At 71.0% G+C, this 24,572-nt stretch carries 18 protein-coding genes and 1 tRNA gene; 7 read left to right on the top strand and 12 right to left on the bottom strand.

Features of this window, described 5'->3' with window-relative positions; translation table 11 throughout:
• Positions 1–46: 46 nt before the first annotated feature.
• Both J8M51_RS15650 and pyk read left to right on the top strand, forming a co-directional pair.
• The gene (locus J8M51_RS15650; RefSeq protein ID WP_086761283.1) at positions 47–757 is read left to right on the top strand and encodes an SIMPL domain-containing protein; all 711 of its coding nucleotides are present in this window, start codon (positions 47–49) and stop codon (positions 755–757) included.
• Positions 758–890: 133 nt separating this feature from the next.
• The gene (gene pyk / locus J8M51_RS15645; RefSeq protein ID WP_267299223.1) at positions 891–2,327 is read left to right on the top strand and encodes a pyruvate kinase; all 1,437 of its coding nucleotides are present in this window, start codon (positions 891–893) and stop codon (positions 2,325–2,327) included.
• A 10-nt stretch (positions 2,328–2,337) separates the two neighbouring features.
• On the opposite strand, the gene J8M51_RS15640 is transcribed toward pyk, so the two are convergent.
• Both J8M51_RS15640 and J8M51_RS15635 read right to left on the bottom strand, forming a co-directional pair.
• Positions 2,338–3,084 (bottom strand): helix-turn-helix domain-containing protein, encoded by a 747-nt coding sequence (locus J8M51_RS15640; protein WP_086761437.1) that lies wholly within the window; start codon positions 3,082–3,084, stop codon positions 2,338–2,340.
• A gap of 81 nt (positions 3,085–3,165) precedes the next feature.
• A tRNA-Leu gene (locus J8M51_RS15635) sits at positions 3,166–3,248 on the bottom strand.
• A 97-nt stretch (positions 3,249–3,345) separates the two neighbouring features.
• On the opposite strand from J8M51_RS15635, the gene J8M51_RS15630 reads away from it, so the two are divergent.
• The gene (locus tag J8M51_RS15630) at positions 3,346–3,999 is read left to right on the top strand and encodes an ANTAR domain-containing response regulator (RefSeq protein WP_086761439.1); all 654 of its coding nucleotides are present in this window, start codon (positions 3,346–3,348) and stop codon (positions 3,997–3,999) included.
• 85 nt (positions 4,000–4,084) lie between these two features.
• Here the strand turns inward: J8M51_RS15630 and J8M51_RS15625 are convergent, their stop codons facing one another.
• The 8 genes from J8M51_RS15625 to J8M51_RS15590 form a co-directional block, all read right to left on the bottom strand.
• On the bottom strand, positions 4,085–4,801 hold the full coding sequence (locus tag J8M51_RS15625) for an ABC transporter ATP-binding protein (protein WP_086761441.1): 717 nt from the start codon (positions 4,799–4,801) through the stop codon (positions 4,085–4,087).
• Entirely contained in the window at positions 4,798–5,715 is a 918-nt protein-coding gene (locus J8M51_RS15620; RefSeq protein ID WP_086761443.1) for an ABC transporter ATP-binding protein, read from the bottom strand. The genes J8M51_RS15625 and J8M51_RS15620 overlap by 4 nt, the downstream gene beginning before the upstream one ends.
• 3 nt (positions 5,716–5,718) lie before the next feature.
• The gene (locus tag J8M51_RS15615) at positions 5,719–7,545 is read right to left on the bottom strand and encodes a branched-chain amino acid ABC transporter permease (protein WP_086761445.1); all 1,827 of its coding nucleotides are present in this window, start codon (positions 7,543–7,545) and stop codon (positions 5,719–5,721) included.
• A gap of 5 nt (positions 7,546–7,550) precedes the next feature.
• Positions 7,551–8,483, bottom strand: coding sequence for a branched-chain amino acid ABC transporter permease (locus J8M51_RS15610; RefSeq protein WP_086761447.1), 933 nt, complete (start codon positions 8,481–8,483; stop codon positions 7,551–7,553).
• 106 nt (positions 8,484–8,589) lie between these two features.
• On the bottom strand, positions 8,590–9,819 hold the full coding sequence (locus tag J8M51_RS15605; protein ID WP_179203387.1) for a branched-chain amino acid ABC transporter substrate-binding protein: 1,230 nt from the start codon (positions 9,817–9,819) through the stop codon (positions 8,590–8,592).
• A 279-nt stretch (positions 9,820–10,098) separates the two neighbouring features.
• Complete coding sequence (locus J8M51_RS15600; protein WP_086761451.1) at positions 10,099–10,749, bottom strand: Tat pathway signal sequence domain protein; 651 nt, start codon at positions 10,747–10,749, stop codon at positions 10,099–10,101.
• A gap of 454 nt (positions 10,750–11,203) precedes the next feature.
• On the bottom strand, positions 11,204–11,692 hold the full coding sequence (locus J8M51_RS15595; protein WP_086760572.1) for a hotdog fold thioesterase: 489 nt from the start codon (positions 11,690–11,692) through the stop codon (positions 11,204–11,206).
• Positions 11,693–11,784: 92 nt separating this feature from the next.
• Complete coding sequence (locus tag J8M51_RS15590) at positions 11,785–14,064, bottom strand: FdhF/YdeP family oxidoreductase (protein ID WP_086760574.1); 2,280 nt, start codon at positions 14,062–14,064, stop codon at positions 11,785–11,787.
• 249 nt (positions 14,065–14,313) lie between these two features.
• Here J8M51_RS15590 and polA point away from each other — a divergent pair, with 249 nt between their 5' ends.
• The gene (polA, locus tag J8M51_RS15585) at positions 14,314–17,040 is read left to right on the top strand and encodes a DNA polymerase I (RefSeq protein ID WP_086760576.1); all 2,727 of its coding nucleotides are present in this window, start codon (positions 14,314–14,316) and stop codon (positions 17,038–17,040) included.
• A gap of 573 nt (positions 17,041–17,613) precedes the next feature.
• Here polA and J8M51_RS15580 read toward each other — a convergent pair.
• Positions 17,614–18,465 (bottom strand): DUF4184 family protein, encoded by an 852-nt coding sequence (locus J8M51_RS15580; RefSeq protein WP_086762923.1) that lies wholly within the window; start codon positions 18,463–18,465, stop codon positions 17,614–17,616.
• Between the two features lie 428 nt (positions 18,466–18,893).
• On the opposite strand from J8M51_RS15580, the gene J8M51_RS15575 reads away from it, so the two are divergent.
• The 3 genes from J8M51_RS15575 to J8M51_RS15565 all read left to right on the top strand — a co-directional run bounded on the left by J8M51_RS15575 (position 18,894) and on the right by J8M51_RS15565 (position 22,009).
• A complete protein-coding gene (locus J8M51_RS15575; RefSeq protein WP_267299222.1) occupies positions 18,894–20,690 on the top strand; it encodes a lytic transglycosylase domain-containing protein in 1,797 nt (598 codons plus the stop codon).
• Between the two features lie 160 nt (positions 20,691–20,850).
• The gene (locus J8M51_RS15570) at positions 20,851–20,985 is read left to right on the top strand and encodes an SPW_0924 family protein (protein ID WP_107473766.1); all 135 of its coding nucleotides are present in this window, start codon (positions 20,851–20,853) and stop codon (positions 20,983–20,985) included.
• 31 nt (positions 20,986–21,016) lie between these two features.
• The gene (locus J8M51_RS15565) at positions 21,017–22,009 is read left to right on the top strand and encodes a DUF3068 domain-containing protein (protein ID WP_086758272.1); all 993 of its coding nucleotides are present in this window, start codon (positions 21,017–21,019) and stop codon (positions 22,007–22,009) included.
• A 37-nt stretch (positions 22,010–22,046) separates the two neighbouring features.
• Here J8M51_RS15565 and hrpB read toward each other — a convergent pair whose 3' ends face one another.
• A complete protein-coding gene (gene hrpB, locus J8M51_RS15560; RefSeq protein ID WP_267299221.1) occupies positions 22,047–24,548 on the bottom strand; it encodes an ATP-dependent helicase HrpB in 2,502 nt (833 codons plus the stop codon).
• Positions 24,549–24,572 lie beyond the last annotated feature (24 nt).

Here is a 24,572-nt window from a genome sequence, read left to right as displayed (position 1 = left end):
ACCCGCACACCCCTGCCACCAGGCCATCGGTGACAGAGTGGGGCGTATGACCACCAGCGCAGAGGAAGCCCCGCCCGCCGTCCCCTACGGCACCCCGGACGCCCCCCGCATCGCCGTCCGCGGCGAAGCCCACCTCGAAGTCGACCCCGAGACAGCCCGCATCGGAGTCACCGTCCTCGCCCGCGGCAAGGACCGCCGCGCCGCCCTCGACGACCTCACCCACCGCAACACCACCGTCCTCGACCTCGTCAAAAGCTACGGCGAAGCCGTCGAACGACTGGAGACCGGCACCTTCTCCCTCACCCCCGAACTCAAGGAAAAGGGCAGAGGCGAACGCATCCACGCCTACCACGGCCGCGTCCACATCACCGCCGAACTCACCGACTTCACCGCCCTCGGCGAACTCACCACCCGCCTCGCCGACCTCGACCTCACCCACGTCGACGGCCCCTGGTGGGCCCTGCGCCCCGACTCACCCGCCCACAAACGCGCCAGGCAGCAGGCCGTCAAAGAAGCCGTACAACGCGCCCGCGAATACGCCGAAGCCCTCGGCACCACCCTCGCCGCCCTCGTCGAACTCGCCGACATCGGAGCCGAGACCCCCCAGCCCACCGGCCCCGCACCCCACGGCGCCCGCATGCGCTCCATGGCCGCCCAAGCCGACAGCACCGCCGCGCCCCTCGACCTCGAACCCCAGCGTCAACACGTCCACGCACAGGTCGACGCACGCTTCACGATGCTGCCCCCACGCCTGTGACCCGATCCCTTCACTGCTTGGCGGCCATCGGGCCCATTGTGGTGACCACTTGTCAATTACCCTTCACCTGACGGCCGTTGAGTAGTCACGCTCCACCAAATCACTACCGACGGGTAAGCCCTAGGCTCGAACCATGCGCCGAGCAAAGATCGTCTGCACCCTCGGGCCCGCCACCGACTCGTACGACCAGATCAAGGCCCTGGTCGAGGCCGGCATGGACATCGCCCGCTTCAACCTCAGCCACGGCGGCCACGCCGAACACGACGAGCGCTACCACCACGTCCGCAAGGCCGCCGACGAGACCGGCCGCAGCGTCGGCACCCTCGCCGACCTTCAGGGCCCGAAGATCCGCCTCGGCCGCTTCACCGAAGGCCCCGTACTCCTCGAACGCGGCGACACCTTCACCATCAGCGTGGAGCAGGGGGCAGAAGGCGACAGCGACGGCTGCGGCACGACGTACGACGGCCTGGCGGCCGACGTCAGCCCCGGCGAACAGATCCTCGTCGACGACGGCAAGGTGACGCTGGAGGTCACGGCGGTCGACGGGCCCCGCGTCCGCACAAGGGTCGTCGAAGGGGGGATGGTCTCCGACCACAAGGGACTCAACCTCCCGGGCGTCGCGGTGTCCGTCCCCGCCATGTCGGAGAAGGACGAGGAAGACCTCCGCTGGGCCCTGCGCACCGGCTTCGACATCATCGCCCTCTCCTTCGTCCGCTCCGCCCGCGACATCGAACACGTCCACCGGATCATGGACGAGGAGGGCCGCCGCCTCCCCGTCATCGCCAAGATCGAGAAGCCGCAGGCGGTGGCGAACATCGACGAGATCGTCGCCGCCTTCGACGGCATCATGGTCGCGCGCGGTGACCTGGGCGTCGAAATGCCCCTGGAACAGGTCCCCCTGGTCCAGAAGCGCACGGTCAAACTCGCCAAGCGCAACGCCAAACCGGTCATCGTCGCCACCCAGATGCTCGACTCGATGATCCACAACTCCCGGCCCACCCGCGCCGAGGTCAGCGACGTCGCCAACGCCGTCCTCGACGGCACGGACGCGGTCATGCTCTCCGGCGAGACCAGCGTCGGCAAGTACGCCGCGGAGACGGTCCGCACGATGAGCCGCATCGTCGCGGCGGCGGAATCCGAGTTGCTGGCCAAGGGCCTCCCACCCCTCACCGAACACAACAAACCCCGCACCCAGGGCGGCGCCATGGCCCGCGCGGCGGCCGAGATCGGCGACTTCCTCGACGCCAAGTTCCTCGTCGCCCTCAGCCAGTCCGGCGACACGGCCCGCCGCCTCTCCCGCTACCGCTCCCCGATCCCCCTGCTCGCCTTCACCCCCACCCCGGCCACCCGCTCCCAACTGAGCCTGACCTGGGGCGTGGAGACCTTCCTCGGCCCCGAGGTCGACTCCACGGACGCGATGGTCGACCAGGTGGACGAGCTGCTGCTGAAGTACGGCCGTTGCGGGAAGGGTGACGTGGTCGTCATCACCGCCGGGTCACCCCCGGGGGTGGCGGGGACGACGAACATGGTCCGAGTGCATCGGATCGGGGAGGGCGCGAGGCCCAAGTAGGGGGTGGGGGTCAGTACTTGGGGCCTACGTGGGCGTCCATGAGGGCTACGGAGGCTTTGCGGGCGACAGAGATGTTGCGCGCGTTGGCCGGCTTCCATTCGACGCCCACCCGGTCCAGCGTGTCCGTGAAGAGCCGGATGATGTCGGCCGACAGGTTGGTGAAGAAGTAGCGGGGGTACTCGTAGCGCTTGCGCTCACCGCCGACGAGGCGGGTCGTCCAGTTGGTGATGCGGCACCCGTCGGAGTGGATGAGGCCGCGGATGAACTGCCACGGGTGGGCGTCGACGATGTCCTGCTGCCAGGGTTCGAGAACGATCCGCCGCTCGTGCTTCTTGCCGGGGCCGTGTTGTGGAAAGAGGCTGGGCCAGAGGCGAAAGTAGCTCGTCACCATCGAGTAGCCCTGTTGCTGAAGCGCGTAGACACCGACGCCGGGACGCACCTTCGTCATGGCCTCACGGCATTGCTGGATGAGTCCGGGCCACGCGTCGGCGCACGCGATACGGAGGTAGTAGCCGGTGCCGCGTGGATGGGCACTGATGCAGCCGTCGCCGAGATAGAGGCCGAGCAGGTAGGCGTACGCGTGCTCATCGGCAGGTGGCCCCGGGTCGGGGACCGTCATACGGGGCAGAGGCTCAAGGCGTTCCTGCCAAGAGCGGATCGCGGCGCGGGAGATGCCGGTCTCCCGGCTCACGGAGTTCAGGCTGCGTCCCTGGGCGACCAGCGCCAGTGCCCGCTTGCGTGTGCTGATGTCGTACATGCGGCCACTCTGTGTTACTTATGGCGGCCAGGCGCAGTAAAAAGCGGATGTTCACGAGAAGGTGAACATCCGCTTCTGAAGTGCCCGGTGTGGGATTCGAACCCACATGCCCTAAGGCACGGTGGTTTGAGCACCGCGAGTCTGACCAGTTCCTCCAACCGGGCAACCTGTGTAGCTGCCGGAAGTGTACCGGTTCACCGGAGCCACCCGCAGCTAGGTACCCTCATGTCAGCAGTAACCTGCCTGCAGCAAGGAGCCCCCGTGACCTCCCCCGAGTCGCCCCAGCCCGTCGCCGACGACGATGACAAGTCGCACGTGCCTCCGCTGACGACCCGTGTCGTCATCGCCGAGGACGAGGCGCTGATCCGTCTCGATCTGAAGGAGATGCTGGAGGAGGAGGGCTACTCGGTCGTGGGTGAGGCCGGGGACGGGGAGCAGGCTGTCGAGCTGGCCCGGGAGCACCGGCCGGACCTCGTGATCCTCGATGTGAAGATGCCGAAGATGGACGGTATCTCGGCGGCGGAGAAGATCGCCGAGGAGCGTATCGCCCCCGTGCTGATGCTGACCGCGTTCTCGCAGCGCGACCTGGTGGAGCGGGCCCGGGACGCCGGGGCGATGGCGTATCTGGTGAAGCCGTTCAGCAAGAGTGATGTCGTGCCGGCGATCGAGATGGCCGTGTCGCGGTTCACGGAGCTGAAGGAGCTGGAGAAGGAGGTCGCCGACCTCACGCTCCGCCTGGAGACCCGCAAGCTCGTGGACCGGGCGAAGTCGATTCTGCAGACGGAGTACGGGCTGTCGGAGCCGGCCGCGTTCCGGTGGATCCAGAAGACGTCGATGGATCGTCGGATGTCGATGCAGCAGGTGGCGGAGGCGGTCATCCAGGACGCCGACGAGAAGAAGGCCGCGAAGGGCTGAGTCCGCGCCCCCCCCGGTATACAGCGAGGCCCGCACCCCCACTTGAAGGGGGGTGCGGGCCTCGTCGTCGTGAGGGGGCCGGGGGCTAGTCCTCGCCGAGGTACGCCTTGCGGACGGACTCGTCGTGCAGCAGATCGCCGCCCGTGCCCGAGAGGACGATCTTGCCGATCTCCATGACGTGACCCTGGTCGGCGAGGGAGAGCGCGGCCTGCGCGTTCTGTTCGACGAGCAGGATCGTGGTGCCCTGGGACTTCAGTTCGGCGATGGTGGCCATGATCTTCTGCATCATGATGGGGGACAGGCCCATGGAGGGCTCGTCCAGCATGAGCAGCTTGGGCTGGGACATGAGCGCGCGGCCCATGGCGAGCATCTGCTGCTCGCCGCCGGAGAGGGTGCCGGCGGCCTGGTTACGGCGTTCTCCCAGGATGGGGAAGAGGTCGTAGGCGCGCTGGATGTCCTTCTCGATGCCGGCCTTGTCGTCGCGGAGGAACGCGCCGAGGCGCAGGTTGTCCACGATGGTCATGCGCGGGAAGATGTGCCGCCCCTCGGGGGAGTGGGCGAGTCCGAGCGCGACGATGTCGTGCGCGGGGATCTTCTTGAGCGACTTGCCGTTGAACTTGATCTGGCCGCCGACGGGCTTGAGCAGCCCGGAGAGGGTGCGCAGGGTCGTGGTCTTGCCGGCGCCGTTGGTGCCGATGAGGGTGACGACCTCGCCGGCGTTGACCTTGAAGGAGATGCCCTTGACGGCTTCGATCTTGCCGTAGGCGACCCGGAGGTCTTCGACTTCGAGGAGTGCGGTCATCGGTCGTTCTCCTTGCCGGGCGCGCCGGGCGCGGTGTCCTTCGGGGGCTCGGCGTTGGCTTCGGCGGCTTCGACTTCGGCGACCTCGTCCTGGCCGGGTGCGTCCTCGAAGGGTTCGCCGAGGTAGGCGGCGACGACGCGTTCGTCGCCCTGGACGGTGGCGCTGTCGCCCTCGACGAGTTTTTCGCCCTGGACGAGGACGGCGACGCGGTCGCAGAGGTTGAAGATGAACCGCATGTCGTGCTCGATGACGAGGACGGCGATGCCCTTGTCGCGGATGGCGAAGACCAGTTCTTCGGTCGTCCGCGTCTCCTGGGGGTTCATGCCTGCGGTGGGCTCGTCGAGGAGGAGCAGGCCGGGTTCGCTCGCGAGTGCCCGGGCGATCTCCAGCTTGCGCTGTTCGCCGTAGGGGAGGTTGCGGGCGAGGTGTTCGGCCTTGGCGTCGAGGCCGACGAACTCCAGGAGTTCCATGGCGCGTTCGCGGGAGGCCTTCTCGGCCTTGTGGAAGCCGGGGCCGCGCAGGAGGGCGGACCAGAGGCCTTCCTTGGTGCGGGTGTGGCGTCCGACGAGCACGTTTTCCAGGACCGTCATGTTGGCGAAGAGACGGATGTTCTGGAAGGTGCGGGCGATGCCTGCGGCGGTGACCTTGAAGGACTTGGGCGGCAGGACCTGGCCCTTGTAGCGGACTTCTCCCTCGGTGGGGATGTAGAGGCCGGTGAGGCAGTTGAAGAAGGTCGTCTTGCCGGCGCCGTTGGGGCCGATGAGTCCGACGATCTCGCCGCTGTTGACGGTGAGGTTGACGTTGCGTACGGCGGTGAGGCCGCCGAAGCGCATGGTCACGCCGCGGGCGTCGAGGACGGTCTCGGCGGGGGTGGCGCCGGGTGTGGCGTCCTTGGTGGTGGTGTCGGTGGTCATGGGTCAGGCCCCTGCCTTGCTGAGGACTGTGGGTGCTTCGGCTTCTTCGTGGAATTCGAGCTGGCGGCGCCGGTTGGGGATGAGTCCTTCCGGGCGGAAGCGCATGAGGAGCACGAGGGCCATGCCGAAGGCGAAGAGCTGGAGGTCGCCGAGGAACTGGAGCTTGGCGGGGATGAGGTAGAGCAGTGCGGCGCCGACGAGGGGTCCGCTGATGGTGCCCATGCCGCCGAGGACGACGGCGGCGAGGAGGAACGCCGAGTTGGGCGGGACCACGTGGGCGAACTGGTACTGCTCGGGTGTCACGGTGTAGGTGACGTGGGCCTGGACGGTGCCGGCGAGGCCGGCGAGCGCGGCGCCGAGGGCGAAGGCGATGAGCTTGACCCGGAAGCCGTTGATGCCCATGGCCAGTGCGGCGGTCTCGTCCTCGCGGATGGCGATCCAGGCGCGGCCGATGCGGGAGTCGCTGCTGCGTCGGAAGACGATCACCACGACGAGGGTGATGAGCAGCATGAGGAAGAAGTAGTTGGCGAAGCGGGCGATGGTGAATCCGGCGATGGTGTGTTCGGCGCCGAAGTCGAAGCCCAGGATGTTGAGGTTGGGGATGGAGGCGATGCCGTTGGAGCCGTTGGTGATGTCGGGTCCGGAGGTGCCGTCCATGTTGAGGACGGCGATGCGGAAGATCTCACCGAAGCCGAGGGTGACGATGGCGAGGTAGTCGCCGCGCAGTCGCAGGGTGGGGGCGCCGATGATGACGCCGAAGATCATGGCGACGGCGGCGCCGAGGATGGCGCTGGCCCAGAAGGGCAGGTGGATGTCGAAGGGGGAGGAGGGGGAGCCGGAGACCATGGCCGCGGTGTAGGCGCCGACGCCGAGGAAGGCGACGTATCCGAGGTCGAGGAGGCCGGCGAGGCCGACGACGATGTTGAGGCCGAGGGCGACGGTGGCGAAGATCAGGATGTAGACGCCGATGGTCGCGTAGCGGTCGTCGGACTGGGTGAAGGGGAAGGCCGCCGCTGCCGCGAACGCGCCGATCATGGTGACGGTGCGGTGTTTGGCGGTGAGTGCGGAGACGCGGGCGACGAGGCCGGCCTTGGAGAGGGCGGCGAAGCCGAAGCCGGCGGTGATGAGGAAGCCGATGAAGAGCTCGTCGTACTCGGTGCCGATGCCGTAGGTGAAGACGGTCAGGCCGAGGGCGAGTGCCGCGACGATGACCAGGATCTCGGCGTAGGCGGGGAGTTGGCGGGCCGGGGTGGCGGTGCCGCCGGTGAAGCAGGCCTTGACGACGGACCAGGCGTTGCGCAGGCCGAGCTGGAAGTGCTCCCAGGAGCTGTCCTCGGGGTCGGCTGTCTCGGGCTGCGGCCGTGTGAAGGGCAGGGCGAGGGCGCCGAGGAGGGCGACGAGGCTGGCGACGGCGGCGACGTAGCCGCCGGGTTCCAGGTTGACGATGCCGCCGAGCTGGATGCTGATGGCGAGGACCGTGTACCAGGCGGTGGCGAAGGTGCCGAGGGCGGCGAGCTTGATGGCGCTGTCGGCGCCCGAGGGGGTGAGCCAGCGCAGGCCCTTGACGCCGTAGGAGGCGAGGCCGAAGAGCGCGGTGAGGGCGCCGCCGATGAGGACGAGGACCTGGAGGCCGCCGGGGTAGCCGTAGACGGTGAGGTTGCCGGGGAAGGCGGAGGTCCAGGTCCAGGAGAGGAAGGCGGAGACGACGGCGAGGGCGCCGCCGCCGGTGGCGAGTGCGCGGCCGGTGTTCTCCGGGAGGCCCACGAGACCCCTCGAAGTGTCGTCGTGCTTGGCGGCGGGCGCCGGGGATGCGGTGGTCTGTGTGGTCATCGGTGTCACGCCCTGTCCGCCACGCGCTCCCCGAGCAGGCCCTGGGGCCTGAAGAGGAGGACGAGGATGAGGAGTGCGAACGCCCAGACGTTGGCCCAGGACTGGCTGCCGAACTGGTCCATGCCGGGGATGTCCGAGATGTATGCGGTGGAAAGGGCTTCGGCGAGGCCGAGGGCGACGCCGCCGAGCATGGCGCCGTAGATGTTGCCGATGCCGCCGAGGACGGCGGCGGTGAACGCCTTGAGGCCGAGGATGAAGCCCATGCGGAACTGGACCTGGCCGTACTTGAGGCCGTAGGCGACGGCTCCGACGGCGGCGAACGCGGCGCCGAGGGCGAAGGCGACCACGATGATGCGGTCGGTGTTGATGCCCATGAGCTTGGCGGTGTCGGGGTCCTGCGCGGTGGCCTGCATGCCGCGGCCGGTGCGGGTCTTCATGACGAAGTAGGCGAGGACCGCCATGCTGATCGGGGCGGCGATGAGCAGGAAGATGTCACCGGTCTGGATGGTGACACCGGCGATCTCGAAGGGGCCGCCCTTGATCTGCGGGAAGTTGACGGATTCCTTGGCGTCCGGGTACCAGGCCCAGACGGCCTGCTGGAGCGCGAGGGAGAGGCCGATGGCGGTGATGAGGGGCGCCAGGCGTGGGGCGGTGCGCAGGGGGCGGTAGGCGAGGCGTTCCGCTCCTACGGCCGCGAGTACGGCGACGATGATGCCGCCGACGAGCATGAGGGGGAGCGCCACCCACAGGTTGGTGCCGTCGGGCAGCACGTACAGGTAGACCGTGATGGCACCGAAGCCGCCCAGCATGAATATCTCACCGTGGGCGAAGTTGATGAGCTGGACAATGCCATAGACCATCGTGTAGCCGATGGCGACCAGCCCGTACATGGATCCCAGTAGCAGGCCGTTGACCAGCTGCTGCGGCAGTTCGTTCACCGCATGTCCTCCGAGATTCGGATGTTCGACGAATGTGACCGGATGCGAGTCCGCGCGGGGCGCTGTGGTGCAGCGCCCCGCGCGGCTCATGTGTGTGCGGGTGGGGTCAGCCGGTGTAGGTACCGGAGTCGACCGCCTTCCACTCCCCGCCTTCGACCTTGTAGACGGTCAGCTGCTTGTTGGTCGTGTCGCCGTACTCGTCGAAGGAGACCTTGCCGGTGACACCCTCGAAGGAGATGTTCTGCATGGCTTCGGTGATCTTCGCGCGGGCGTCGTCGGGGAGCTTGCCGTCGTTGTCCTCGACGACCTTCTTCACGGCTTCGATGATCGCCCAGGCGCTGTCGTAGGAGTAGCCGCCGTAGGCCGCGTAGGGCTCCTTGTAGCCCGCTTCGGTGTAGTTGGCGACGAACTCCTTGGCGGAGTCGAGCGTCTCGACCGGGGCGCCGACGGAGGTGGAGAAGTCGCCGGTGGCGGCGTCGCCGCCGAGGTCCATGTACGCGGGGTTGTTGATGCCGTCGCCGCCGGCGACGGGGATCTTGGCGCCCGCGGCCTTGATCTGCTTGGTGAGGGGGCCGGCCTGCGGGTACTCGCCGCCGTAGTAGACGACGTCGGCGCCGGAGGACTTGACCTCGGTGGCGACCGCGGAGAAGTCCTTGGTCTCGGGGTCGATGTGCTCGGTGCCGACGACCTTGCCGCCGAGCTTCTCGAACTCCTTGGTGAAGGTGCCCGCGAGGCCGGCGCCGTAGGTCTTCTTGTCGTCGATGACGAAGACCTTGGTCTTCTTGGCCTTGTTGTACAGGTACTGCGCGGCGAACGGGCCCTGGACGGCGTCCGTGGTCGCGGTGCGGAAGTACGACTTGTACGGGCGGACCTTCTCGGTCTCCCACTTGGGGCCCTGGGTGAGGGTCGGGCCGGTGTTGGCGGGGGAGACCTCGACGAGCTTGGCGTCGTCGAAGACCTTCTGCATGGACTCGGCGACGCCGGAGTTCAGCGGGCCGACGACACCGAGGACGTCCTTGTTGGCGACGAAGGTGGCGGCGTTCTGCTGGCCGGAGGAGGGCTGCGCCTGGTCGTCGAGGGCTTCGATCTCGAAGGTGACGCCCTCGACGTACTTCTCCTTGTTGGCCGTCTTGGCCGCGAGGTCGGCGGAGTTCTTGATGCCGAGGCCCATGGCGGAGAGGTCACCGGTCAGCGGGGCGTCGACGCCGATGACGATCTTGGTGCCACCGCCGGTGTCCGAGCCGCCGTCGCCCTCGTCGCGCGAACCGCAGGCGGTGAGAGTGAGTGCTCCCGCCGCCAGCGCGGCGGTGATGGCTATGAGCGAACGTTGACGCACGATCAGTCCTTTCCCTGGCACGGCCCTCCCTGTTGGAAGTGGCCGAGTCGAGCGCTGGGCCGAAGACGTGACTTCGATTCCGTCGGCGCGGTGACTGGGCGTGACTCTAAGCGTGTGTGGGGAACGTGGAGGAGAGTCTGACCAAGGCTGTGACTCTCTTGTTATGACACGAGGTAATGCAGAGCGGTACTCAGTGGGTGGATGCGCGGAATTCAGGCCGATTCGCCCTGTCCGCATGCTGAGAACGTGCAGGGTCGACGCGGGTAGGTTCAGCAGTGTTCAGGCTTTTGGTGATGACATGGAATCGTTGCTACAGGCGACCTGAAGGGCGTCGGAGAGGTCCTGCGCATAGCGTTCGCCCAAGATGAAACTGTGCGCTTCTATTGCGCGTGTATTACGTAGAGTTACATCCAGGAAAGGAAGCCCGGCGTTCTTCGGCACTTTTCCGCATTCGGTGACGCGCATGGTGATGACGATCTTCTGGGGCCCTTTCGTCCCGATCCGGAACGGAGTGCGCGGGTCCGTCCGCAGAGTGAGACCCCTATAGGGCTGGGTCATCCGTTCCACCGTGATCGCGGAGCCGTACCGCACGCGCAGCTCCAGCTCGAAACCGAAACTCCCGAGCGACGCCCCGGCGGACCGGGGCACCGGGCCGAGATAGCTCACGCCGACCGCCTGGGAGGGGTAGGGCGCCTCGCGCGGTGTCGGCTCCGGCGTCGTCGGTGCCGGGTGCGGGCGGGTGGCGTACAGGGCGCCGCCGCCCGCGAGCACGACCACGGCCGCGGCCATGGCGAGCACGGCACGGCGGTGCCGGGCGTACACCGGCGCGAACGGCCCGCGAGGGGGCTTCGGCGCGGGTGCGGAATCCGCCTCCGGCGCGTCCCACGCGCGCGTGCCCTCGCCGGGCTCGACGGGGCCGACCCCGCTCATCCCCGGTGCCCCTCGCCCGGACCGCCCGAGCGGTACGGTTCCCGGCGGTCCGCGCGGGTCCGCCGGGCGATCGGCTGTGCCACGGCCGCCGCAGCCGTACACCGCTGCCCCGCCCGTGCCACGGCCGCCGTGTCCACCTCTGCCGTGTCCACCTCTGCCGTGTCCGCGATCTTCCGTGGCCGGTGGGCCACGGTCCGCGCGCACGGCACGCCGGGCGGGGCGGCCGAGGGGGGCGGTGAGGTGCCGTCGCGCGCGTCAGCCGGTCTCCCCGTGGCGCGTCCGACGACCAGGACGTGGGCCCGCGGTACCGCCGGTACCGGCCCGGGCCCCCGGAACCCGCCCGCCCCCGGCCAGGGGGCTCCTCCCGTTGCCATGCCCCGACGCTAGGGCCTGCTCGACCGGGCGGCCAGAGGTGAGGCGATCTTCGCCGCGGGCCGCCCGGCCGCCGCGGCCGTCAGTCCGCCGCCCGCGCCGGCGCACCCGAGGGCGCAGGGGCGTCCCGCAGCAGACACGTCAGCCGGGCCGTGCACACCCGCTTGCCCGCCTCGTCGCTGACGACGATCTCGTACGTCGCCGTCGAGCGCCCCCGGTGCAGCGGTGTGGCGACACCGGTCACCAGCCCGGACCGTACGCCCCGGTGGTGGGTGCAGTTCAGGTCCACACCGACGGCGATCTTGGAGCTGCCGGCGTGCAGCATGGAGCCGACCGACCCCAGCGTCTCCGCGAGCACGGCGGAGGCGCCGCCGTGCAGCAGGCCGTACGGCTGGGTGTTGCCCTCCACCGGCATCGTCCCGACGACACGGTCCGCCGACGCCTCCACGATCCGCACGCCCATCCGGGTGCCCAGATGTCCGGCGGAGAACATCGCGACCAGGTCGATGCCGAGGGCCGCGTACTCGTCGATGACCTCTTGCGGGAACTTCGCGTGGTGCTGCTCGCCCATGGGGCTCCGTTCGTCGTCGATCGCGCGCCCCGGACGGGCGGGCCCGCCGGGGGTGTCGCCGGCCGGGTGCGCCGGCCCTCCTGAGCAAACGCTCAGTCGGTCGACGATTGTTCCAGACGGACCACGACGGACTTGCTGGCCGGGGTGTTGCTGGTGTCGGCGGTGGAGTCCAGCGGCACCAGCACGTTGGTCTCCGGGTAGTAGGCGGCGGCGCAGCCGCGGGCGGTCGGGTAGTGCACCACCCGGAAGCCGGGCGCGCGTCGCTCGACGCCGTCCTTCCACTCGCCCACCAGGTCCACGTACGACCCGTTGGCGAGCTTCAGCGCCCGCGCGTCCTCGGGGTTGACCAGCACGACCCGGCGGCCGTTCCTGATGCCCCGGTAGCGGTCGTCGAGGCCGTAGATCGTGGTGTTGTACTGGTCGTGCGAGCGCAGCGTCTGCAGCAGCAGGCGGCCCTCAGGAAGCTCCGGGTACTCGATCGGGGCGGCGGTGAAGTTGGCCTTGCCGGTGGCCGTGGGGAAGCGGCGCTCGTCGCGCGGGGCGTGCGGCAGGGCGAAGCCGCCCGGGTCGGCCACGCGCGCGTTGAAGTCCTGGAAACCGGGGACCACGCGCGCGATGCGGTCGCGGATCGTCGCGTAGTCCTTCTCGAACTCCTCCCACGGGGTGCGGCTGTCCTCGCCGAGGACCCGGCGGGCGAGCCGGCACACGATGGCCGGCTCGGACAGCAGCTGCCCGCTCGCGGGCTCCAGCCGGCCGCGTGAGGCGTGCACCATGCCCATCGAGTCCTCGACGGTCACGAACTGCTCGCCGCCGCCCTGCAGATCGCGCTCGGTGCGGCCCAGGGTCGGCAGGATCAGCGCCCGCGCGCCCGTGACGGCGTGCGAGCGGTTCAGCTTGGTCGACACGTGCACGGTGAGCCGGGCCCGGCGCATCGCCGCCTCGGTGACCTCCGTGTCGGGGGAGGCGGAGACGAAGTTGCCGCCCATGGCGAAGAAGACCTTCGCCTTGTCGTCGCGCATGGCCTTGATGGCGCGTACGACGTCATAGCCGTGCTCCCGGGGCGGGGCGAAGCCGAACTCCCTCTCCAGGGCGTCCAGGAAGGCCGGGGCGGGCCGCTCGAAGATGCCCATGGTGCGGTCGCCCTGCACGTTCGAGTGCCCGCGCACCGGGCAGACGCCGGCGCCGGGGCGGCCGATGTTGCCACGCAGCAGCAGGAAGTTGACCACCTCGCGGATGGTGGGCACCGAGTGCTTGTGCTGGGTGAGGCCCATGGCCCAGCAGACGATGGTCCGCTTCGAGGCGAGGACCATGCGCAGCGCCTCGTCGATCTCCTCGCGGGTGAGGCCGGTCGCGGTGAGGGTCTCGTCCCAGTCGGCGGCGCGGGCGGCCTCGGCGAACTCCTCGAAGCCGTGGGTGTGTTCGGCGACGAAGGTCTCGTCGACCGCGCCCTCGGTCTCCAGGACCAGCTTGTTGAGGAGGCGGAACAGGGCCTGGTCGCCGCCGATGCGGATCTGCAGGAACAGGTCGGTGAGGGCGGCGCCCTTGAGCATGCCCTGCGGGGTCTGCGGGTTCTTGAACCGCTCCAGGCCGGCCTCGGGCAGCGGGTTGACGGTGATGATCCTCGCGCCGTTCGCCTTCGCCTTCTCCAGCGCGGAGAGCATCCGGGGGTGGTTGGTCCCCGGGTTCTGGCCGGCGACGACGATCAGATCGGCTCGGTAGAGGTCCTCCAGCAGGACGCTGCCCTTGCCTATGCCGATCGTCTCGGAGAGCGCCGAGCCCGATGACTCGTGACACATGTTGGAGCAGTCCGGCAGGTTGTTCGTGCCGAACTCACGGGCGAACAGCTGGTAGAGGAACGCGGCCTCGTTGCTGGTGCGGCCGGAGGTGTAGAAGAGGGCCTCGTCGGGGGAGGCGAGGGCCTTCAGCTCCTCGGCGACGATGTCGAAGGCGCGCTCCCAGGACACCGGCTCGTACCGGTCGCCCCCCTCGGGCAGGTACATGGGGTGTGTGAGCCGCCCCTGCTGTCCCAGCCAGTAGCCGCTGCGCGTGGCGAGGTCGGCGACGGGGTGGGCGGCGAAGAACTCGGGGGTGACCCGCCGCAGCGTGGCCTCCTCGGCGACCGCCTTCGCCCCGTTCTCGCAGAACTCCGCGGCGTGCCGGTGGTCCGGCTCCGGCCAGGCGCAGCCGGGGCAGTCGAAGCCGTCCTTCTGGTTGACCCGCAGCAGCGTCAGCGCGGTCCGCTTCACGCCCATCTGCTGCTGGGCGATCCGCAGGGTGTGCCCGATCGCCGGCAGTCCCGCCGCCGCGTGCTTGGGCTCCGCGACCCGCGGCGCGTCCTGAACAGGATCATTCTTCGGCGCCTTGCCGGCCATGGCTGCTCCCCTTCGCTTACGCGTGCTGATGTCGGGCGTGAGGCTATGCCTTCGATCCTCGCACGCACGCCCGACAGGAAACGAGCGCGCTCGACGCGCGGGACGGCGGCGGTGCCGCGCGGCGCCGGGTGCTGCCCGGCGGCGCCGCACCGGGTGTCACTCCGGCTCCGGTGGCCCCGCGTACGTCCGTGGTGGCCCCGCGTACGTCCGTGGGTCCGGCTGTCAGTGGTACGTGGCAGGATCGGGGGCGTGGCAGAGACTGGAACGAAGAAGACCGACAGCACCCCCGGCGGCAGCCGTCCCCGGCTGATGCTCATGGACGGGCACTCGCTGGCCTACCGCGCGTTCTTCGCGCTGCCCGCGGAGAACTTCACGACGGCGACGGGCCAGCCGACCAACGCGATCTACGGCTTCGCGTCGATGCTGGCGAACACGCTGCGCGACGAGGCCCCCACCCACTTCGCGGTCGCCTTCGACGTCTCCCGCAAGACCTGGCGCTCGGAGGAGTTCACCGAGTACAAGGCGAACCGCTCGAAGACCCCGGACGAGTTCAAGGGTCAGGTCGAGCTGATCGGCGAGCTGCTCGACGCGATGCACGCCGTCCGCTTCGCCGTCGACGGCTTCGAGGCCGACGACATCATCGCCACCCTCGCCACCCAGGCCGAGGCCGCCGGCTTCGAGGTCCTCGTCGTCACCGGCGACCGCGACTCCTTCCAGCTCGTCAGCGAGCACACCACCGTGCTCTACCCGACGAAGGGCGTCTCGGAGCTGACCCGGTTCACCCCGGAGAAGGTGTTCGAGAAGTACGGCCTCACCCCGGCCCAGTACCCGGACTTCGCGGCCCTGCGCGGAGACCCGTCCGACAACCTCCCGGGCATCCCCGGCGTCGGCGAGAAGACCGCCGCGAAGTGGATCAACCAGTTCGGTTCGTTCGCGGACCTCGTCGAGCGCGTCGAGGAGGTCAAGGGCAAGGCCGGGCAGAACCTCCGCGACCACCTGGAGGCCGTCAAGCTCAACCGCCGCCTCACCGAGATGGTCCGCACGGTCGAGCTGCCCAAGGGCGTCGCCGAGCTGGAGCGGGAGGCGTACGACCGCAAGGCCGTCGCGATGGTCCTGGACACCCTGGAGATCCGCAACCCCTCGCTGCGAGAGCGCCTGCTGGCCGTCGACCCGGGCGCCGAGGAGGCCGGCACCGCCGAGCCGGCCGCCCCGGGCGTCGAGGTGGACGGCACGGTCCTCGGCTCCGGCGAGCTGGCCCCCTGGCTCACCGAGCACGGCACGGAGATCCTCGGCGTCGCCACCGTCGACACCTGGGCCCTCGGCACCGGCTCGGTCGCCGAGATCGCGCTCGCCGCGGCCCAGGGCGCCGCCGCCTGGTTCGACCCGACGCAGCTGGACGAGACCGACGAGACCGCGTGGGCGGCCTGGCTCGCCGACAGCGCCCGGCCGAAGGTCTTCCACAACGCCAAGGCCGCGATGCGGGTCTTCGCCGAGCACGGCTGGACCGTCGAAGGCGTCGGCATGGACACCGCGCTCGCCGCGTACCTGGTCAAGCCGGGCCGCCGCTCCTTCGACCTGGACGCGCTCTCCCTGGAGTACCTGGGCCGCGAGCTGGCCCCCGCCGCCACGGCCGACGGTCAGCTGGCCTTCGGCGCGGACGAGGGCGCCGAGGCCGACGCGCTGATGGTGCAGGCCCGCGCGATCCTCGACCTCGGCGAGGCCTTCGGGGAGCGCCTGGACGAGGTCGGCGCCGCGGAGCTGCTGCGGGACGTGGAGCTGCCGACCTCCGCGCTGCTGGCCCGCATGGAGCGCCACGGCATCGCGGCGGACCGGGCTCATCTGGAGGCCATGGAGCAGATGTTCGCGGGCGCCGTGCAGCAGGCGGTGAAGGAGGCGCACGCGGCGGCGGGCCACGAGTTCAACCTGGGCTCGCCCAAGCAGCTCCAGGAAGTGCTCTTCGGCGAGCTGGGCCTGCCCAAGACCAAGCGCACGAAGACCGGTTACACCACGGACGCGGACGCCCTCGCCTGGCTGGCGGGCCAGACGGGCAACGAACTGCCGGTCATCATGCTCCGCCACCGTGAGCAGGCGAAGCTCCGGGTCACCGTCGAGGGCCTGATCAAGACGATCGCGGCGGACGGCCGCATCCACACCACGTTCAACCAGACGGTCGCCGCCACGGGCCGCCTGTCCTCGGTCGACCCGAACCTGCAGAACATCCCGGTCCGCACGGACGAGGGCCGTGCCATCCGCCGGGGCTTCGTCGTCGGCGAGGGCTTCGAGTCCCTGATGACGGCCGACTACAGCCAGATCGAACTGCGGGTGATGGCCCACCTCTCCGAGGACGCGGGCCTGATCGAGGCGTTCACCTCCGGCGAGGACCTGCACACGACCGCCGCCGCGCAGGTCTTCGGCGTCGAGCAGTCCGCCGTCGACGCCGAGATGCGCCGCAAGATCAAGGCGATGTCGTACGGCCTGGCCTACGGGCTGTCCGCGTTCGGCCTCTCCCAGCAGCTGAACATCGACGCGGGCGAGGCGCGGGCCCTGATGGACGCGTACTTCGAGCGGTTCGGCGGCGTACGGGACTATCTGCGCCGGGTCGTGGACGAGGCACGGGCGACGGGGTACACGGCGACGCTCCTCGGCCGCCGGCGCTACCTCCCCGACCTCAACAGCGACAACCGCCAGCGTCGCGAGGCCGCGGAGCGGATGGCCCTCAACGCGCCCATCCAGGGCACCGCCGCGGACATCGTCAAGATCGCCATGCTGAACGTCGGCCGTGCCATGGACGAGGCGGGGCTCGCCTCCCGCATGCTCCTCCAGGTCCACGACGAAATCGTCCTGGAGATCGCCCCCGGGGAGCGCGACGCGACGGAGCGGATCCTCCGCCGCGAGATGGCCGGAGCGGTGCGGTTGAGGGCGCCGCTGGATGTCTCCGTGGGGTACGGCTCCGACTGGGAGTCGGCGGCGCACTAGCGGATGGGTGGTGGGTGCGGGGTCCGTGCGGCGGGTGCGGCCCGGTGGGGCTTCTCGCGCAGTTCCCCGCGCCCCTGAAAGACCAGGCTCTCGCGAGCCTGAATGCCCGCGGGCTCGCGGGCCTGACGGACGACGTTCGGGCGCGCGTGAAAGGTGGCGGTCGGGTGGGGGAAAAGCAAGGGGCGCAGCCCCTGCTTTTCAGGGGCGCGGGGAACTGCGCGAGAAGCCCCACCGGACCCGCACCCACCCACGAACCCCGCCCCACCGACCCCCGCGCACTCACCCGACCGGCCCACACCAGGGCGCCCCCGCCCGAGCCCAGCCGTAAGGATGCCCGCATGGGCATACGCACGCTCCGCCGCCGTACAGCGACAGCTGCCACCCGCCTGTCAGGGGTGCGGACCCGTCTCATCCGGGCCCCCTGGGCCGGCCCACGCGTCCGGCGGCCGCACAGCCTCTACCCGTGGCCGCTGACCCACCCCCTCGCGGCCCTCCTCGGCCACGTCCCCCCGTACGCCGCCCGCGCCGCCCGCCCCCGCATCCCCAGCGGGGTCCCCCTGCGGCGCCCGGCCCTCAGCGGCGGACCGAGCTGTCCGCCTCCGCGTCGGCGGCGGGCAGCGGAGCGGCGGGAGCCGGGCGCCGCACCCTGACGCCGACGCCGTACAGGACCACGCCGACCACCAGCCCGGCGCCGGCCCCGAAGCACACGGTCGGGATCACCTCGTACGGCTTGGCGACCGCCCCCCAGTGCGCCCACCAGCGGGCCACCCGCTGCACGGCCGCGACCAGCGCGCAGCCCCCGATGACGGCCCCCGCCACCCACCGGTCCGCCGACGAGAGCGCCGGCACCCCGACGGGTTCGGCCGGAGGCTGCAGGCGCAGGGCCCGCACGAGGTAGACGGCGATCACGACCGCCGCGACCGCGGAGCCGCCGTACTGGAGGTACCAGTAGAGCGGCGAGCCCGCGATCTCCTCGCCGAGGACGGGGAAGAGCCGCATCCCCCACCGGTCGAGATGCGTGAACGCGTCCCACACGACATGGGTGAGCGAGCCGAGGGCGGCGGACACGTACCACCACAGGGCCAGCGAGGGACTGAACCGCCGCGCCCCCGTCCCGCAGCGCACCAGCGCGGCCACCCTGCCCCGGCGCCCCCTCGGCAGCAGCGCGACCAGCGGCTCGCGGAGCAGCAGCCACAGCCCCACCAGCGCCCAGGCGACGAGGACGTCCACGGTGAAGACCCCGGCGAACGAGTGGGTGACATCGCCGAACTCCATGGCCTCCGGCAGGACGCTCGCCACGTAGTAGGTCATGTCGGGCGCGAACGAACCGGCGACGAGGACCGACGCCACCAAGGGGCCGCGCGCGGTCCCGTTCCCCCGCAGGGCGGGCAGTACGGCGGCCGCGTGGCTGAGCGTGAAGGGCAAGTCGTCCCCCTGTGACGGACTTTGGCCGGACAGGTCGGCCCGGCGATGACCGTCCGCCAGTATGCGCGACCCGGGCCCGCCGCTCCGAGACGCGCCCGCACGGCAGTCGAACCGCGCCCGCACGGCAGCCGAGGCGTGCCCGCATGACAGCAAACCGATATGGCCAATAGGTGAATATCGGGCACGAACGGGTGTCCGGGCGACGGAAGTTGTCGTAGGGTCGCCTGGGTCGTCGCGCCGGTCGGCGCGGTGGCCGACGGATTTCTCGAAAGGGAATGCCGGAACAGCGCAACCAAGACCGGAACTCCGGAGTCGGTGTACCTGGGCAGGGAAGCCGGTCCGGTGAGAACCGGAAGAATGCCTGAGACATCAATAAGCGGAAGCGGGAAGAACGCAGCGGCGTTCGGCCACCGGGAGGGGTTCACTCAATGGCGGCGCAGTTCGGTTTGAGGCTCCGCAAGGGGGCGGCCACGACCGCCCTGGCCGCGGCCACGGTGGCGGCACTGGCCGCTTCCCAGGCCCCGGGAGTGACCACCGACAGTGCGGGCAGACAGTCCGCGGGCTCGCCCTTCCCGGAGATGAGCACCCAGGCCGACGACACCGCCTCGGGCAACTCGCAGTACTTCACGGACCTTCCGCCCCTCGACAGTCCCAACCCGACGACGGGCACGGGCGACACCTCGGGCACCACCGGCGGCTCCGAGCGCGGCATACCCGCGACCGTCCTCGACGCCTACAAGAAGGCGGAGGCGTCCCTGCGCGACTCCAAGCCCGGCTGCAACCTGCCCTGGCAACTCCTCGCCGCCATCGGCAAGGTCGAGTCCGGCCAGGCCCGCGGCGGCCGGGTCGACGCCGAGGGCACGACGATCGGCAAGATCCTCGGCCCCCAGCTCAACGGCAACGGCTTCGCGAACATCAGCGACACCGACAACGGCGCCTACGACGGCGACAGTACGCACGACCGGGCCGTGGGCCCCATGCAGTTCATCCCCTCCACCTGGGAGTGGGCGGGCCGCGACGGCAACGACGACGGCGCCAAGGACCCCAACAACGTCTACGACGCCGCCCTCGCCGCGGGCCACTACCTGTGCCGCTTCGACTGGGATCTGTCGAACGACGGCAACCTGCGCAGCGCGATCCTCAGCTACAACAACTCGACGGAGTACTACAACACCGTCATGACGTGGCTGGAGTACTACCGCAAGGGCTCCCACGAGATCCCGGACGGCACCGGCTCCCTGCCCGAGACCCCGAGCACCGGCAACGGCAACAACACCGGCAACAGCGGGAACACCGGCAACACCGGCAACACCGGGAACGGCAACGGCAACGGCGGCTCCACGCCCAGCCCCAGCCCCACCCCGCCGAAGCCGGAGAAGCCGGACCCGGAGAAGCCGGGCGGCGGCACCACCACCCCGCCCCCGCCGACCACCAACCCGCCGTCCGCTCCGAGCACCCCCACCGACACGGTGGACCACCTGGAGAACGCGGGCGCGGCGAACCTCACGGCCATGGCCGGCGACACCTTCACCGGCAGGCTCGTCACCCGCACGGAGACCAAGGCGGGCAAGGCCGTGGCGAAGGTCCGGGTCCGCTTCACCGTCCTCGGCGACTCGGGCACCGCCTTCACCAATGGCGAGAAGGTCGCGACCGTCCTCACCGACAGCGCGGGCAAGGCCACCGCTCCCGCGCTCGTGGCCGGTGAGAAGACCGGCGCGGTCACGGTCCGCGCCACTCTCGTCGGCCGGGCCGTGCCCGCCCTCGACCACAAGGTCACCGTCACCGCCCGCCAGGCCGACGCCCTCGCCCGCACCACCACGACCGCGCTGACCTGTGTCGCGAACGGGGAGTTCGCGGAGCGGATCGGCCTCAAGGCCACCTACCGGGGCGCCGTCGCCGACAACGTCGCGGTCAAGGCGACCCTCATCAAGTCGCTCGTGGACGTCACCGAGAACGACAAGGGCCCCTACTTCGGCAAGGACGCGGACGGCAAGCCCGTACGCACCGTGGAGCTGGAGACCGACGCGGGCGGCCTTCTCACCCTCCCGAAGCTGTTCGCGGACGACACCGTCGGCACGTACCTGCTCCGCGTCGAGACCGAGGGCGGCGCGACCCTCACCCTCGAACTGACGGTGGAGGCACCCGCCGAGACCACGGAGCCCACGGAGACGACGGACTCGACCCCGCCCGCCGAATCGCAGACGCCGGGCGCCGGTCAGTCCTAGCCGGCACACACGGCCGTACGGCCACGGCGGCGCCCCTCCTGCGGGAGGGGCGCCGTTCGTTGTGTGCGCGACGTGTTCTCATCTCGCCCGGCCGTTGCTACCGTGCCGGATCTGACGAAGCATCAGTTTCCGTCGTGAGGCCCGTAGTCGGGAGGTCCGTATGCGCGCCCTGATCGCCGTCGCGACCGGTCTCGCCCTCGCGTTCGCCCTGGCGTTCACGCTCACGGCCGTGGGCTCGCCGACGGGGGAGACGTCCCCGAAGCCGTTGCTGACGACGGTCCCCGCACATCCGTAGCCGCCGGTAGCCGCCACCAAGGGAGGCCGAGATGCGCCGTAGGGGCGGTCTGATCCTGCTCGCGCTCGCCGTGTTCTTCACCGCGCTGTCCCCGCTGGTGCGCTGGTACGTGTTCCCGAACCTGGCGAAGATCCCGGCGAACCAGTACCAGGACATGGTCCTGGAGGCGAAGGACGCCACCCTCCTCGACTACGCCACCATGACCGCCCGCACGGTCCCGAAGGTCACCATCGTGCAGACCCTCAAGGGCGATGTGGAGGCCTCCGAGGAGATCGAGAAGACCACCGACCGGGACGTCGTCGTCTGGGACGGCCTGTCGTACGTCCAGGGCCCGGACGGCGAGATGGTCTCCCGTATCCCCGAGCGGTACATCTTCGACGCCCACACCCAGGAACCCGTGCACGCCAAGGGTGAGATGGTCGACGGCGACCCCGTGAAGAGGGAGGGCCTGGAGTTCAAGTGGCCGTTCCTCACGGAGAAGAGGGACTACGAGTACTTCGACGCCCAGGCCCGGATCACCGCCCCCATCCAGTACAAGGGCACCCAGGACTTCCGCGGCGTCGAGGTCTACTACTTCGAGCAGACCATCCCCTGGACGAAGGTCCCCTTCCCCCGCGTCATGCCCGTCGAGGGCATCACCCGGGAGACGGTCGCGCAGACGGGCACGACCCGCTGGTACACCACGGTCCGCAAGTTCTGGGTGGAACCCGTCACCGGGGCGCCCGTCTACGGCGAGGAGATCCACAAGGAGGAACTCCGCGGCGGCGCGCTCCTGGGCGACCGCGAGAAGGTGACCGCCTTCGCCGGGCACGTGAAGATGCGCGAGGACTACATCGAACACACCGTCGACCTGGTGAAGTCCCAGCGCCTCCTGGTCCTCCTCATGACCTCCTATCTGCCCTGGGGCTTCCTCGGCCTCGGCGTCCTGCTCCTCGCCCTCGCCCTGTACGTCGAGGCCCGGGGCCGCAGGCCCGGCGCACCGGAGTCCAGCAGGCCCACGGAGTCCGAGCCGGTCAGCGCCTGAGCCGGTCGGCGCCTGACCGGGTCGGCAGCTGAACCGGTCAGCGCCTGAGCCGCGCGTTCGTGTACCGGGTCGGCTCGGCCGTCGCCGGGTCCTCGGGCCACGGATGCTTCGGGTACCGGCCGCGCAACTCCGCCCGCACGGCCCGGTATCCGTCCTTCCAGAACGAGGCGAGATCGGCGGTGACGGCGGCGGGCCGCCCGGCCGGGGACAGCAGATGCACCAGCACCGGCACACCGGCCAGGACGGGCGACTCCCGCAGCCCGAACATCTCCTGCAGCTTCACCGCCAGCACGGGCTGTTCGGGCCGCGCGTAGTCGACCCGGACCCGGGACCCGCTCGGCACCTCGATCCGCTCGGGTGCCAGCTCGTCCAGCCGTACGGCGTCCCCCGTGGCCCACGGCAACAGCCTTCGCAGCCCCTCCCCGGCGTCGATCCGCCCGAGGTCCGCCCGCCGCCGGGCCCGGCTCAGCTCCGGCTCCAGCCAGTCGTCCACGCGCGCGTGCAGGGCGTCGTCGGAGACCTCGGGCCACGGCTCACCCAGCCGCTGCCGCAGGAACGCGAGCCGTTCCCGCAGCCGGACCGCGTCCGGGGACCACCGCAACAGGCCGAGCCCCTCGGCCCGCAGCCCGTCCAGCAGGGCCCCCCGCAGCAGACCCGGCGCCGCCTCCCGCCACGGGCGCACCGCCAACTCCACGGCCCCCAGCCGCTCCACCCGCCGGGCCACGACGTCCCCGTCCCGCCACACGACCTCTTCGGCCCGGCCGTACAGACTCGCGGCGGCCTCCCTCGCCACCCCCTCGTCGACGGCGGCCCCGAGCCGCACGCGCGCGTGCCCGCTCCCGGCCGCCCGATCGGCGACGGCCACGGCGATCCAGGGCTCCCCCCGCAGCCCGGACGCCTCACCCACCTCCGCCCGGGTCCCGGACACCATGAGGAACGCCCCGCCGTCACCGCGGGCCACGCGCTCAGGAAACGCGAGCGCCGCCACGACCCCGACCCCCCGATCGCCCCCCGCGCCCGCCGGACCGCCCGCCTCCCGGCCGGACACGGCCCGCAGCCGCCGGACCTCGGCGCGCCAGCGGGCCGCGTAGGCGTCACCCCCGCGCCGGGCGCCGCGCAACGCGGCGGCCAGGTCGTCGCCGTACTCCCGCGGCGGCTCCTCGCTCAGCAGCGCCACGACCTCCGCCGCGAGTTCGGCGCCCACCAGCGGCACCGCGTCCAGGAGGGCCCGGGCCAGCCGCGGAGGGAGGCCCAGCCGGGACATCCGCACGCCCCGCTCCGTGGCCCGCCCCTCGGGGGAGACCGCGCCGATCGCCGTCAGGACGTTCCGCGCCGCCGCCATCGCCCCGCCCGGCGGCGGGTCCAGAAGAGCCAGCCCCGTGGCCCGTGGATCGCCCCAGCAGGCCGCCTGCAACGCGAACGCGGTCAGGTCGGCCACCTTGATCTCCGGGGCGGGGAAGCGCGGCAGACGGGCGTCCTCGGCCTCCGCCCAGCAGCGGTAGACGGCGCCGGGGGCCTCGCGGCCGGCCCGTCCCGCCCGCTGCCGCCCGGCCGCCTGCGACGCCCGTACCGTCGTCAGCGCGCTCAGCCCGCGCGCGTGGTCGACGCGCGGTTCCCGCGCCAGCCCCGAGTCGACGACCACCCGCACCCCGGGCACCGTCAGCGAGGACTCGGCCACCGAGGTCGCGAGGACCACCCGGCGCCGCTCCCCGCCCGTCAGCACCGCCTCCTGCACGGCGGCCGGGGCCCGCCCGTGCACCTGGAGCACCTCCACGTCGCCGAGCCCGCCCAACTGCCCGGCCACGCGCGCGATCTCGCCCACCCCGGGCAGGAAACACAGGACATCCCCGTCCCGTTCGGCCAGCGCCCGCCGCACCACCGACGCCACATGCGTCAGCGCCGCCGGGTCCACCCGCATCCCGTGCGGCGGACGCACCGGACGGGCGGGCGGCGCCCACACCACCTCGACCGGGTACGACACGCCCTCGGCCGCGACCACCGGCGCCCCGCCCAGCAGCCGCGCCCAGCCCTCCGCGTCCGTCGTCGCCGACGCCGCCACCAGCCGCAGTTCCGGCCGCAACGCCGCGCGCACGTCGATCAGGAACGCCGCCAGCGTGTCCGCGTCCAGATGCCGCTCATGGCACTCGTCGAGCACGACCACGTCGACGCCCGGCAACTCCTGGTCCCGCTGCGACCGTTGCAGCAGGACACCCGTCGTGACGACCTCCACGCGCGCGTGTGGGCCGACGACCCGCTCGCCGCGCACGGTGTAGCCGACGCTGTCGCCGACCTTCTCGCCCAGCAGCCAGGCCATCCGCCGCGCCGCCGCCCGCGCCGCGATCCGCCGCGGCTCGGCGACGACCACCCGCCGGGCCGGACCGCCGCCGAGCAGTCCCGCCAGGGCGAGCGGCACCAGCGTCGTCTTGCCCGTCCCGGGCGGTGCGACGAGGACGGCGGTGCCGTGCCCCTCCAGGGCGGCCTCCAGCGCGGGCAGGGCGGCGCGCACGGGCAGCGCGTCCAGGGCGTCGTCACGGATCACGCCCCCAGTGTGTCCCGCGAAGGA

Source organism: Streptomyces griseiscabiei (assembly GCF_020010925.1).
Classification (GTDB): Bacteria; Actinomycetota; Actinomycetes; order Streptomycetales; family Streptomycetaceae; genus Streptomyces; species Streptomyces griseiscabiei.
This window is presented reverse-complemented; position numbering and strand designations above follow the sequence as displayed.